We start from the raw sequence: 12,606 nt of genomic DNA, 5'->3' as shown, positions 1-12,606 counted from the left end.
GTTCTACCGAGGCCCCTGGATCACCGAGAACATCGCGCCCTCGGGGTCGGCCACCGTCGCCACGCGGCCGTGGGGGCTGTCGTGGGGCGGTTCGAGGGTGTGGCCGCCGAGGTCTGCGACGCGGCGGAGGGCCTCGTCCGTGTCGGCCACCTCGAAGTACGTCATCCAGTGCGGGCCCCGGTCGCGGGGGAGGGCCGTGCCGACGCCGTGGACGCCGGCCACCGGGGTGCCGTCCAGGTGCAGGGTGACGTAGTCCAGGTCGGCGGACTCGACCGGGACCTCCTCGTAGCCGAAGACCGCCTCGTAGAACTTGGCGACGCTCGCGGTCTCGAAGGTCAGCAGCTCGTTCCAGGCGGGGGTGCCGGGGACGCCCGTGATGGACGTACCGAGGTGTTCCGCGACCTGCCAGATGCCGAACACCGCCCCCGACGGGTCGGAGCCGATGGCCAGGCGGCCGGCCTCGGCCGCGTCCAGGGGGCCCACCCCCACCGTGCCGCCGCACATCCGTACCGTCTCGGCCGTCTGGTCCACGTCGTCCGAGGCGAGATACGGCGTCCAGGCGATGGGCAGATGCCGGTCCGGCGGCAGCTGGCCGATGCCGGCCACCTCCTGCCCGTCGAGCAGGGCCCGCACGTAGGGGCCGAGCTGATGGGGACCGGGTTGGAATTCCCAACCGAACAGCTCCCCGTAGAAGTCCTGAGTCGTGGTCATGCCGTGCACCATCAGACTCACCCAGCAGGGTGTGCCCTGCGTACGCCGAGTGTGCGTGTCGCCGTTCAGGCCGGCCGACCCCCGTGCCTCGGTCATCGTCACCTTCTCCTCGGCCCCTCGCGGTGGCCGTTTCTTCCGCACTGCGGATCCGCGTGCCGCAACCGCGTCACGCCCCGAGCCGATGCTCGCACCCCCTGCGGCGCCGCGCGCCCCGGCCGCGCCGTCGACGGGCGGCTCACGTACGGAGGATGCCCGGTCTGTGGCCCCTCGTCCGTTTCTGGTTGATTGCCGTGGGGTGTCCATCGGTTGTACACCATGTGCTCGATCCCGTACGCCTCGTGATCGAGACTGTCCGGCGGGCAGAGTAGTCGGACCCGGCCGCGTCGGCCACCCCTTGCGCGAGGATGGTGGCCATGAACGCCATCATCTCCGCACCCGAACTGGCGAGCGATCTGGCCGGGACGAACCCGCCGGTCCTCCTCGACATCCGCTGGCAGCTCAGCGTCGCGAAGGCCGCAGGTGAACCGCCCTTCGACGGGCGTGCCGAGTACGAGGCCGGGCACATCCCAAGCGCTGTCTACGTAGACCTCGACCAGGAACTGGCCTCGGCCCCCGGCGCCCGCGGCCGGCACCCCCTCCCCGACACCGCGCGCTTCGGCGCCGCGATGCGCCGGGCGGGCGTATCGGACGACCGCGCGGTCGTCGTGTACGACGGCGGCCAGGGCTGGGCGGCGGCCCGCGCGTGGTGGCTGCTGCGCTGGGCGGGTCACCCGGACGTGCGGGTCCTCGACGGCGGCCTTCCCTCTTGGGAGGGTCCTTCGGAGACGGATACGCCGACGCCGGCCGAGGGCGACTTCACGCCCGAGCCGGGGGCCGTGCAGCTCCTGGACGCGGACGGGGCCGCCGCGCTGGCCCGCAGCGGGGTCCTGTTCGACGCCCGCGCGGGGGAGCGTTACCGGGGCGAGGTGGAGCCGATCGACCGGATCGGCGGCCACATCCCGGGCGCCGTGTCCGCGCCGACCAACGAGAACGTGGGCACCGACGGCCGCTTCCTCCCGGCGGAGGAACTGGCCGCCCGCTTCAAGTCCCTGGGCGCCACGGAGGGGACGGGCGTCGGCGTCTACTGCGGCTCCGGAGTCTCGGGCGCCCACGAGGTCCTGGCCCTGGCGGTGGCGGGCATCCCGGCCGCCCTGTACGTCGGCTCCTGGTCGGAGTGGTCGGCGGACCCGGAGCGCCCGGTCGCCGTCGGCCCCGACCCGCAGTAGCGGCCGTAGGAGGACGAAGAGGGCCCGCGCCGAAACCGGCGCGGGCCCTCTTCGTCGTGGCCGAACTTCCTTGCGGCGGACTACTCCTGCTTTTTTCTCCGCGTGCCGAAGACGATCTCGTCCCAGCTCGGGACCGCCGCTCTGCGGCCCGGGCGGACGCCGTCGGCCTCGGCCTGACGGTCGGTGGAGCCGATGAGCCGGTCGCGGTGGGCACCGACGGAGCGGGGCATGAGGACGTCCGCGTAGGCCGAACCGGCCGAGGCCGCGGGTGCCGGGGGCTCCTCCGCCTCCGGTTCCTCCACGGGCTCCTCCGGGGTCTCCGAGGGGCGCTCGGGGACCACCATGTCGCCACGGAAGCTCGGTACCGCCTCCAGGAGGCTGGTCAGCGAGTCGCGCTCGCTCTCCTCGACCGGCTCGGGAGACGGCAGCGCGGGACGCTCCGGGCGCTCCAGGGCACGGTCCAGCGGACGGTCGCGGGGCAGCCGGGCGATCCGCGGGACGAACGGGAAGCTGGGCTCGGGAGCGGCGAGGTCGTCGGACTCGCCGATCAGCGAGCGCGCCTCGTCGTCGACGGCCTGGACGAGCCGCCGGGGCGGGTCGTACGTCCAGCTCGCCGAGTGCGGTTCGCCCGCGACCCGGTAGACCAGCAGGACCTCCCAGGTGCCGTCGTCGCGGCGCCAGGAGTCCCACTGCACGGTGTCCTTCTCGGCACCGCGCAGCGTCAGCCGCTCCTGCACGGCCTCGCCGAGCTGGGGTCCGGCGTTCTCACCGGGGCGGCGGACAGGGGTCTTCCGGGCACGCTCGGCCATGAAGGCACGCTCGGCGAGCACGGGACCCTCGAAGCGGCGCACCCGGTCCACGGGGATGCCTGCGAGTTGCGCGACCTCCTCCGCGGAGGCGCCGGCACGTATACGTGCCTGGATGTCTCGGGGGCGGAGATGGCTCTCCACCTCGATCTCGATCTGGCCGAGGCGGGGACGGTCGCCGCGTACGGCGGCGCGCAGACGCTCATCAATCGGAAGCGTGTACTCCGTGCTGTCCGCAGCCTTCAGCACCAGCCGTGTGCCGTCGTTAGAGACGGCCACGACACGCAGTTCGGGCATGGGGACCTCCCGGGTGGTGCCTGCCGACGTCACGTGCGTCGCTGCTTCCGCTAGTCGAGTGTGGCCTGCCCGGGTGCAGCCTGCCACAACCTTGCCGAGTTGCCCGGCGTGTCGGGCACGGGCCCGGACTCGCCGTTATGGCACGGTTACCTATTCGCAACGCTAAGTGACCAACTACATCACCCTGTGCAACTGGCCCCCTCTGGGCGGTCCATGAGGCCGCGGACGCCCTGGCAGGAGACCGCACCCAGGGCTCGCAACAGTACTCCATTTGGACCACGTGCGTGGATTGGCACGCCACCCAACTTCCTGCGGGGGGTGGGACTTGACGGTCCGGAACGGGGTTCGGGCGATCTTGAAAGTGGCGTACTTCACGTAACGGCCCGAAACGGAACCGTCCGAGCGTCCCGCCCGTCGCGGGGAACCGGGTCCGGCCGATTCCCCGCCCGACGGTTCGTCGGCTACTGACCCAGCACCCTTCGCAAGTAGTCGTTCTGGAACCGCCGTTCAGGATCCAGCCGGTCCCGCAGCGCCGTGAACTCGCCGAAGCGCGGATAGACCCCGGCGAAGTACTCGGCGTCCCGGGTGTGCACCTTGCCCCAGTGCGGCCGGCCCTCGTGCGCGGTGAGGATGCGCTCGGCGGCGGTGAAGTACGCCTGATACGGCGTGCCCTTGTACATGTGTACGGCGATGTAGGCGCTGTCCCGGCCGGAGGCGGTGGACAGGGCGATGTCGTCCGCCGGGGCGGTGCGCACCTCGACGGGGAAGCTGATTCTCAGGTCCGAACGGTCGACCATGGCCTTCAACTCGCGCAGGGTCTCGACGAGGGCCTCGCGCGGTACGGCGTACTCCATCTCCACGAAGCGGACCCGCCTGGGAGAGGTGAAGACCTTGTACGGGATGTCGGTGTAGGTCCGCGCGGACAGCGCCTTGCTGGAGACCTGAGCGATCGTTGGCACCGTCCCGGGCGCCGCGCGGCCGACCCACTGGGCCACCTGGAACACCCCGTTGGAGAGGAACTCGTCCTCGAACCAGCCGGCGACCGGGCTCACGGGCTTCTCCGGGCCGGCGCTGCGGTTGTTGCGCTTGGTGTTGGTGTTGCCGGTGTGCGGGAACCAGTAGAACTCGAAGTGTTCGTTCTCGGCCCAGAGTTCGTCGAAGCGTCCGGTGACCTCGTCGAAGGTCATCGGCTCCTCGCGGGCCGTGAGCAGGAAGACGGGCTCCACGGCGAAGGTGATCGCGGTGACGACGCCCAGGGCGCCGAGGCCGATCCGGGCCGCCGCGAAGACGTCCGGGTTCTCCTTCTCGGAGCAGGTGAGCACCGAGCCGTCCGCCGTCACCAGCTCAAGACCCCTGATCTGGGCGGCTATGGAGGCCGACTCGCGTCCGGTGCCGTGGGTGCCGGTGCTGGTCGCCCCGGAGACCGTCTGCTCCATGATGTCGCCCATGTTCGTGAGCGACAGACCCTCGCGCGCGAGAGCCATGTTGAGTCTCTTGAGCGGGGTGCCCGCCTCGACCGTGACAGTCAAGGCATCGCGATCAATGTTGCGGATGCCGGTCAACAGTTGAGGGCGGATCAACACACCGTCCGTGGCGGCGATCGATGTGAAGGAGTGCCCGCTGCCGACGGCCTTCACCGTCAGACCGTCCTCGCCGGCCCTGCGGACGGCCGCGGCCAGTTCCTCGACGGAGGCGGGTGTGACCTCCCGCGCGGGCCGGGACGCGACTGTTCCGCCCCAGTTACGCCACGTGCCGTTCTTCGCGCTCGCTGTGGTGCCCAACAACGGTGCCTCCCCGACCCGGTGCCGGTCTGCTGAGCCGGCGGTACCCGAGGAAACCGACCGCGACCGCGACGGCTCCGGCGACCACCGGAACCCCGTACCCGGCCCGCGCGTCGGCTGCGTCGATCACCCAGCCGGCGGCCGAGGAACCGAGCGCCACCCCGACCGCCAGGCCGGTGCTCACCCAGGTCATGCCTTCGGTGAGCTTCGCGCGAGGTACGTGCTCTTCTATGAGGGACATCGTCGTGATCATCGTGGGTGCGATGGACAGTCCCGCAAGGAACAGCGCCACGGCCAGAAGCGGCAAGTTTCCGACCAGTAGGAGGGGGATCATACTCACGGCCATCGTGCATATGCCCAGCAGCCACCGGCGTTCGGGCGCTCCCCGGAAGCGCAGCAGCCCGAACACGACTCCGGCCACACAGGACCCCGCCGCGTACAGAGCGAGCACCACACTGGCGCCGCTCTTGTGACCCCGTTCGTCGGCGAACGCGACGGTGACCACGTCGACCGCCCCGAAGATCGCCCCGGTCGCCACGAAAGTGGCCACCAGCACCTGGAGGCCGGCCGCCCGCAGCGCCGAGCCGCCGCCCTCGGCACCCTTCACGCGCGGGTGCGGCGCGGGCTCGGTGGCGCGCTGGGCCGTCAGCCAGAAGACACCGACCGCCAGGAAGCCGGCGGCCAGCAGGGGTCCCGCCTCCGGGAACCACACCGTGGACAGCCCGATCGAGATGATCGGCCCGAAGATGAAGCACACCTCGTCTACCACGGACTCGAAGGAGTACGCCGTGTGCAGCTGCGGGGTGCCCCGGTAGACGGCCGCCCAGCGCGCCCGGACCATCGCGCCCAGACTCGGCACCGAGCCGATACCGGCGGCACACACGAACAGCACCCAGTCCGGCCACCCGAAGCGGGCCGCCAGCAGCAGCCCGGCCGCCGCGGCCAGCGCCACGAGCGTCGCCGGACGCAGCACCCGCCGCTGCCCGTACTGGTCGACCCACCGAGAGATCCGCGGCCCGATCGCGGCGGCGGCCAGCGCGATGGTGGCCGACAGCGCGCCCGCGAGGCCGTAGCGCCCGTTGATCTGGGAGATCATCGTGACCACGCCGATGCCCATCATCGACAGGGGCATCCGGCCGAGGAACCCCGCGGCGGAGAAGCCCTTGGAGCCGGGGGCGGCGAACAGGGCGCGATAGGGGCTGGGCACGGGTGACTCCGGTCGAAAGGGCGCGGTGGCGGCTCGGTGGTGCGGGGTGGCGATGTGATGACGGCTCAGTAAGGTGCGAATGCGGCTGATACAGCTTACGAGCAGGTGGGGCCCGTTGCACCCGCCCGTGCCGCGCCCGATGCACCTCCCAGGAAGCCCCCGGTTCGCGGCCCGGCACCCCTCCGTTTCCCGGCTGTCAGTGGCGGGTGGCAGGATCGGAGACATGCCAGACGTGCTCGACGCCACTCCCTACGACGCCCTGCTCCTGCTCTCGTTCGGCGGCCCCGAGGGCCCGGACGAGGTGGTTCCGTTCCTGGAGAACGTGACGCGCGGGCGAGGCATCCCCAAGGAACGCCTCAAGGAAGTGGGCCAGCACTACTTCCTGTTCGGCGGGATCAGCCCCATCAACGACCAGAACCGCGCCCTCCTGGACGCCCTCCGCAAGGACTTCGCGGACCACGGCCTGGACCTGCCGGTCTACTGGGGCAACCGCAACTGGGCCCCGTACCTCACGGACACCCTGCGCGAGATGGTCGCCGACGGCCGCCGCCGCGTCCTCGTCCTGGCCACCAGCGCCTACGCCTCGTACTCGGGCTGCCGCCAGTACCGGGAGAACCTCGCCGACTCCCTGGCGGCCTTGGAGGCCGAGGGGCTCCAGGTGCCAAAGGTCGACAAACTGCGCCACTACTTCAACCACCCCGGCTTCCTGGAGCCGATGATCGACGGGGTGCTCGAATCCCTCGCCGACCTCCCCGAGGACGTCCGGGACGGCGCCCACCTCGCCTTCTCGACCCATTCCATCCCGACCGCCGCCGCCGACAGCTCCGGCCCGGCCGAGGGCCACGGAGACGGCGGGGCGTACGTCGACGAGCACCTGGACGTGGCCCGGCTGATCGCCGACGCGGTCCGCGAGCGCACCGGGATCGACCACCCTTGGCAGCTCGTCTACCAGTCCCGCTCCGGCGCCCCGCACATCCCCTGGCTGGAGCCCGACATCTGCGACCACCTGGAGGAGCGCCACAAGGCCGGTGTCCCCGCGGTCGTCATGGCACCCATCGGCTTCGTCTCCGACCACATGGAAGTCCTCTACGACCTCGACACGGAGGCCACGGCCAAGGCCGAGGAACTGGGCCTGCCCGTACGCCGGTCGGCCACCGTGGGAGCCGATCCGCGCTTCGCCGCCGCCGTCCGCGAACTCGTCCTGGAACGCGCCGCCGTGGAGAGCGGGCAACAGGTCACGCCCTGCGCCCTGGGCGCGCTCGGCGCGAGCCACAACCTCTGCCCGGTGGGCTGCTGCCCGGCCCGCGCCCCGCGTCCCGCCGCCGCGGGCGCCGACAGCCCCTACGCATGAGGAGCGCCGTGACCGACCCCCTGCACCAGGAACTGCTGGCACTCGCCCAGGAAGCCGCCCACAAGGCCGGCGAGCTGCTGCGGGACGGCCGTCCGGCCGACCTCGCGGTCGCCGCCACCAAGTCCAGCCCGATCGACGTCGTCACCGAGATGGACATCGCGGCCGAGAAGCTGATCACCGACCTGATCTCCGAACAGCGGCCCGACGACGGGTTCCTGGGCGAGGAGGGCGCCTCCGTCACCGGCACCAGTGGTGTCCGCTGGGTCGTCGACCCGCTCGACGGCACGGTCAACTACCTCTACGGACTGCCCACTTGGTCCGTCTCCATCGCGGCCGAGCTGGACGGCGAGACCGTCGCCGGGGTCGTCGCTATCCCGATGCGCGGCGAGACGTTCCACGCGGTGCTCGGCGGCGGGGCGTGGGCCACGGGCGCGTGGGAGGGCGAACGCAGGCTCACGTGCCGGCCCGCGCCGCCGCTGGAGCAGGCGTTGGTGTCGACGGGCTTCAACTACGTCACCGAGGTCCGGGTCCACCAGGCCGATGTGGCGCAGAAGTTGATCCCGCTGCTGCGGGACATCCGGCGGGGCGGCTCGGCGGCCGTTGATCTGTGCGACGTGGCCGCGGGGAGGCTGGACGGTTTCTACGAGCGGGGGCTGAACCCGTGGGACCTCGGCGCCGGGGACCTGATCGCCCGGGAAGCGGGCGCTCTGAGCGGTGGGCGGCCCGGAGAGCGGCCGGGGCGGGATCTGGCGGTGGTGGGGAGCCCGGGGGTGTTCGAGCCGCTTCAGGGGCTGCTGGAGGACTTTGGGGCCTGGCACGACTGACGCTCAGGAAACCAAGGGCGCAAGCGGAGGCCAACGGTGAGGGCCCACCCACTCCTGCTGTCCCCACGCGTCGGCCCGAGAGAGCCGTAGGGGTGCGCCGGTGTCGAGAGCCCGAGCGCGCGGAGGCGCGTAGCGCCGAGCACGGTCGGGCTCTCGACACCGGCTTGAAGCACCCCGCAGGCGAACGAGCAAAAAAGGAGCAGGACCCCGGCGCTGGATTCGCCGGGGTCCCGCTTTTCTGCTGTTTGCGCTGATCAGACGCTCGTCGCGCTGACCTCCACACCGTGGTCGGCGGCCAGGCGGCGCAGGTCGTCGAGCTCGGCCTGTTCCACCTCGACGAGGAAGTCGTCGCCCTCGTCGCGAGCCCGCGTCAGGTCGGTCTCGGTCGCCCTTATGCGCTGCAGAAGTCCTGCGGTGAATGCGTCCATGCTGCGCCCCCTCGTCCTGGGTCGTGGGTCGGGTGGCACGGGGGTGTGCCGTTCGGAAGGGGCGATCACGTCTGCGGATGCGGGTGCCCAGCGCTGCCCTGGCTGGGCGGCGACGGTGCCGGACACCCACGCCCGCTCTGCGGAAGCGTTGGACGTACCACAAGGTGGCTTGCCACATGCAGAGCGTGATCGCGGGGTGTAAAGCCGTCCTCCCCGCAGTCCCTCCGGTGGAAACCTCAACCCATCGAGAAAATCCCGCATTCCCGGGCCTCATACCCGACCTTCATCTTGCGCCCCGCCGCCTTACAGCCGACTTATGGCCGAAAAGGGCAGGATGGAGGTCACACAGCCACGAAGACCCTGCCCGCGTGCGCCGAGACGCGCTACGCGGGTGGACAGAGGAAGGACAAGCGACGTGCGCGTACTCGTCGTCGAGGACGAGCAGCTGCTCGCCGATGCGGTGGCCACCGGACTGCGCCGGGAGGCCATGGCCGTCGACGTCGTGTACGACGGTGCGGCCGCCCTGGAGCGCATCGGCGTCAACGACTACGACGTGGTCGTCCTCGACCGCGACCTCCCGCTCGTGCACGGCGACGACGTCTGCCGCAAGATCGTCGAGCTCGGCATGCCCACCCGCGTGCTGATGCTCACGGCGTCCGGCGACGTCAGCGACCGTGTCGAGGGCCTGGAGATCGGCGCCGACGACTATCTGCCCAAGCCCTTCGCGTTCAGCGAGCTGACGGCACGCGTGCGTGCCCTCGGCCGCCGTACGAGCGTGCCGCTGCCGCCCGTCCTGGAGCGCGCCGGCATCAAGCTCGACCCGAACCGCCGCGAGGTGTTCCGCGACGGCAAGGAAGTCCAGCTGGCGCCCAAGGAGTTCGCCGTCCTGGAGGTGCTGCTGCGCAGCGAGGGCGCCGTCGTCTCCGCGGAGCAGCTCCTGGAGAAGGCCTGGGACGAGAACACGGACCCGTTCACCAACGTCGTGCGGGTGACGGTCATGACGCTGCGCCGCAAGCTCGGCGAGCCGCCGGTCATCGTCACCGTGCCCGGCTCCGGTTACCGGATCTGAGTGCACGGTGGCAACCACTCCCGCGCCTCCCCAGGCGCCCCCGAAGCCCACCTGGGACCCCAGAAGGCCCGAACCGCCGTTCCCCTGGCTGCGTCCCACGATCCGCATAAGGCTCACGCTGCTGTACGGCGGCATGTTCCTGATCGCCGGCATCCTGCTGCTGTCGATCATCTACCTGCTCGCCGCGCACGCGCTGAACGTGGGCAGTGAGCTGCCCTTCAAGGTCATCTCCGGCTCGGTCAGCAGCAGCAGCTGCAACTTCCCGTCCGAGCCGTTGGCGAGCGAGCTGAACAACGCGATGAACCAGTGCGTCAACGAACAGCGTCAGCACGCCCTGGACGACCTGCTCAGCCGCTCCCTGCTGACCCTGCTCGGCCTCGCGATCATCGCCTTCGCCTTCGGGTACGCGATGGCGGGCCGGGTGCTGTCCCCGCTGGGCCGGATCACCCGGACCGCCCGCGCGGTGGCCGGCTCGGACCTGTCCCGGCGGATCGAGCTGGACGGCCCGGACGACGAGCTGAAGGAACTCGCGGACACCTTCGACGAGATGCTGGACCGGCTGCAGCGGGCCTTCACCGCCCAGCAGCGCTTCGTGGGGAACGCGTCGCACGAGCTGCGCACCCCCCTGGCGATCAACCGCACGCTCCTGGAAGTGCATCTGTCCGATCCCGGTGCCCCGGTCGAGCTCCAGCAGCTCGGCAAGACGCTGCTGGCCACCAACGAGCGCAGCGAGCAGCTCGTGGAGGGCCTGCTGCTGCTGGCCCGCAGCGACAACCAGATAGTCGAGCGCAAGCCTGTGGACCTCGCCGAGGTCGCCGAGCAGGCGGTCGACCAGGTGCACGCGGAGGCGAGCGCGAAGAACGTGGTCATCCGCGGCGAGCGCAAGCCCTCCGTCGTCCAGGGCAACGGCGTCCTCCTGGAGCGGATCGCCCTGAACCTGGTGCAGAACGCGGTGCGGTACAACGTGCCGGAGGACGGCTGGGTCGAGGTCACCACCGAGGTTCAGCACGGCAACGCGGTGCTGATCGTCTCGAACACGGGTCCGGTGGTCCCGGCGTACGAGATCGACAACCTCTTCGAGCCCTTCAGACGGCTCCGTACGGAGCGAACGGGCAGCGACAAGGGTGTGGGCCTCGGTCTGTCGATCGCGCGCTCTGTGGCGCGGGCGCACGGTGGCCATATTTCGGCCCAGCCTCGTGAGGGGGGTGGGCTCGTGATGCGAGTCACCCTGCCCATCTGAGATCATGTCGCCGACACACGAGGATGTTCGCTTTGCGCGGAATTTTCTGGCCGTGTCTTCGGCACTCTTGTGTGTGATCGATCACAAGCACGATTTTCGGGGCATCTACTCTCCGTGATCATGCACCCTGTCGGAAAGCCGGGAAAATCCGGGTTTTCAGGGGTCTTGATCACGGGAAGTACACGGTGAGGTGCCTTTGAAGAGCGGCATTGGGACCGTGTACGGTCCCCTTCGCCATCCAAGCCGATCACTCTTGAGGGGTCCGGTTGGGTGTCGATTGAGTAACAGACCTTGATGTGAGGCAAAATCTCCGCCTCAGGTCGGGCACAAGTCCGGCCTCTCACGCGTTACGTGCGCTGGAGACACCGCAGACACCCAGAGGGGGAGAGCGCGACATGGCAACGGATTACGACACCCCACGCAAGACCGACGACGACGTCGACTCGGACAGCCTTGAAGAGCTCAAGGCGCGTAGGAACGACAAGTCGACTTCCGCAGTGGACGTCGACGAATTCGAGGCGGCCGAGGGCCTCGAACTGCCCGGAGCGGACCTCTCGAACGAAGAGCTGGCCGTCCGGGTGCTGCCCAAGCAGCAGGACGAGTTCACCTGCATGAGCTGCTTCCTGGTGCACCACCGCAGCCAGCTGGCCCGCGAGAAGAACGGCCAGCCGATCTGCCGCGACTGCGACTGAGGAGGGGTCGGCCGTGACTGGCTCGACCCCACCCTGGAAGCGCCGCTCCCTCGAGCAGGGAGCGGACGAAGGGCCGGCCGACGGCCCTCATGGCGCGCGTGACGACGAGCGGGGCTCATCCGAACAGGGATCAGCCTCGCTCGAACCGGCGGCCGACCGGGCTGACCTCCTGGTGCCCGCCGACGTTCCCGCAGCCGCCCCCGTCGCCAAACGACGGGCGGCGGTGATCCGGGACAAGGCCAGGGAAGGCGTCCGTAAGGGCGGCAGCCGGGCCAGAGCGGGTCTGGCGTACCTCGCCGACCGAATCATCGACATCGCCCCCAGGATCCCCGTACGGGACCTCGAGGCGCTTCGGCGGCAGTTCCCGGGCCTCGGGCCCGAGCAGCTCGCCGACAAGCTGGTGGCGGGCGCTGCGAACGCCACGTCGACCGTCGGCGCGGGCATCGGTGCCGCGGCGATGCTGCCCGTGCCACCCGCGATGCCCACCGAACTGGCCGCCGAGATCACCGGCGTCGCCGCGATCGAGCTGAAGCTGATCGCCGAGCTGTACGAGGTCTACGGCGTCCGTCCGCCCGGCGACCTGAGGCAGCGCAGCACCGCGTATCTGAACTCCTGGTCCGGGGAGCGCGGTATCGACGTGACCAAGCCGTCGACCATGAGCGCCGCGCTGAACGGCCACATGAAGCGCGAACTGCGCCAGCAGATCATGAAGCGCATGGTCCGCGACCTGCCGAACCTGATGCCCTTCATGGTCGGCGCCGCCGTCGGAGCGGTCATGAACCGCCGGGACACCAAGAAGCTCGCCGAGCGCATCCGCAAGGACCTGCGCAAGGCCCAGGTGCCCTGGGACGCGCTGCCCGAGCTCCCGCCCCTGGAGACCCCGCCGGACCCGCTCAGAATGGGCGAGATCCCCAGGGAACTCGGCCGCTAGGGCC

The 12,606-nt window shown here is 70.5% G+C and carries 12 protein-coding genes; 7 read left to right on the top strand and 5 right to left on the bottom strand.

Features of this window, described 5'->3' with window-relative positions; translation table 11 throughout:
* Positions 1-3: 3 nt before the first annotated feature.
* Positions 4-807 (bottom strand): VOC family protein, encoded by an 804-nt coding sequence (locus ACQHII_RS13490; protein ID WP_427919545.1) that lies wholly within the window; start codon positions 805-807, stop codon positions 4-6.
* Between the two features lie 317 nt (positions 808-1,124).
* On the opposite strand from ACQHII_RS13490, the gene ACQHII_RS13485 reads away from it, so the two are divergent.
* Positions 1,125-1,976, top strand: a complete 852-nt coding sequence (locus ACQHII_RS13485; protein WP_427919544.1) for a sulfurtransferase — start codon at positions 1,125-1,127, stop codon at positions 1,974-1,976.
* 80 nt (positions 1,977-2,056) lie between these two features.
* On the opposite strand, the gene sepH is transcribed toward ACQHII_RS13485, so the two are convergent.
* From sepH to ACQHII_RS13470, 3 genes are all read right to left on the bottom strand, one after another.
* Positions 2,057-3,079, bottom strand: a complete 1,023-nt coding sequence (sepH, locus tag ACQHII_RS13480; protein WP_427919543.1) for a septation protein SepH — start codon at positions 3,077-3,079, stop codon at positions 2,057-2,059.
* A gap of 461 nt (positions 3,080-3,540) precedes the next feature.
* Positions 3,541-4,860 carry a D-arabinono-1,4-lactone oxidase gene (locus tag ACQHII_RS13475; RefSeq protein ID WP_427925300.1) on the bottom strand — a complete coding sequence of 440 codons (1,320 nt, stop codon included), beginning with the start codon at positions 4,858-4,860 and terminating at the stop codon, positions 3,541-3,543.
* The gene (locus tag ACQHII_RS13470) at positions 4,820-6,067 is read right to left on the bottom strand and encodes an MFS transporter (protein WP_427919542.1); all 1,248 of its coding nucleotides are present in this window, start codon (positions 6,065-6,067) and stop codon (positions 4,820-4,822) included. The genes ACQHII_RS13475 and ACQHII_RS13470 overlap by 41 nt, the downstream gene beginning before the upstream one ends.
* A 223-nt stretch (positions 6,068-6,290) precedes the next feature.
* Here ACQHII_RS13470 and ACQHII_RS13465 point away from each other — a divergent pair, with 223 nt between their 5' ends.
* The gene (locus ACQHII_RS13465) at positions 6,291-7,418 is read left to right on the top strand and encodes a ferrochelatase (RefSeq protein WP_427919541.1); all 1,128 of its coding nucleotides are present in this window, start codon (positions 6,291-6,293) and stop codon (positions 7,416-7,418) included.
* Positions 7,419-7,426: 8 nt separating this feature from the next.
* Positions 7,427-8,242, top strand: a complete 816-nt coding sequence (locus ACQHII_RS13460; RefSeq protein WP_427919540.1) for an inositol monophosphatase family protein — start codon at positions 7,427-7,429, stop codon at positions 8,240-8,242.
* A gap of 254 nt (positions 8,243-8,496) precedes the next feature.
* Here the strand turns inward: ACQHII_RS13460 and ACQHII_RS13455 are convergent, their stop codons facing one another.
* Entirely contained in the window at positions 8,497-8,670 is a 174-nt protein-coding gene (locus ACQHII_RS13455; protein ID WP_019072956.1) for a hypothetical protein, read from the bottom strand.
* A gap of 415 nt (positions 8,671-9,085) precedes the next feature.
* Between ACQHII_RS13455 and ACQHII_RS13450 the strand changes: the two genes are divergently transcribed.
* From ACQHII_RS13450 to ACQHII_RS13435, 4 genes are all read left to right on the top strand, one after another.
* Positions 9,086-9,739 (top strand): response regulator transcription factor, encoded by a 654-nt coding sequence (locus tag ACQHII_RS13450; RefSeq protein ID WP_010983842.1) that lies wholly within the window; start codon positions 9,086-9,088, stop codon positions 9,737-9,739.
* Between the two features lie 7 nt (positions 9,740-9,746).
* The gene (locus ACQHII_RS13445; RefSeq protein ID WP_427919539.1) at positions 9,747-10,979 is read left to right on the top strand and encodes a sensor histidine kinase; all 1,233 of its coding nucleotides are present in this window, start codon (positions 9,747-9,749) and stop codon (positions 10,977-10,979) included.
* A gap of 395 nt (positions 10,980-11,374) precedes the next feature.
* The gene (locus ACQHII_RS13440) at positions 11,375-11,671 is read left to right on the top strand and encodes a DUF4193 domain-containing protein (protein WP_005481602.1); all 297 of its coding nucleotides are present in this window, start codon (positions 11,375-11,377) and stop codon (positions 11,669-11,671) included.
* A 13-nt stretch (positions 11,672-11,684) separates the two neighbouring features.
* Positions 11,685-12,602, top strand: a complete 918-nt coding sequence (locus ACQHII_RS13435; RefSeq protein WP_427919538.1) for a hypothetical protein — start codon at positions 11,685-11,687, stop codon at positions 12,600-12,602.
* Positions 12,603-12,606: the final 4 nt, after the last annotated feature.

The organism is Streptomyces sp. cg40, assembly GCF_050320165.1.
Taxonomy (GTDB): domain Bacteria; phylum Actinomycetota; class Actinomycetes; order Streptomycetales; family Streptomycetaceae; genus Streptomyces; species Streptomyces hokutonensis.
This window is presented reverse-complemented; position numbering and strand designations above follow the sequence as displayed.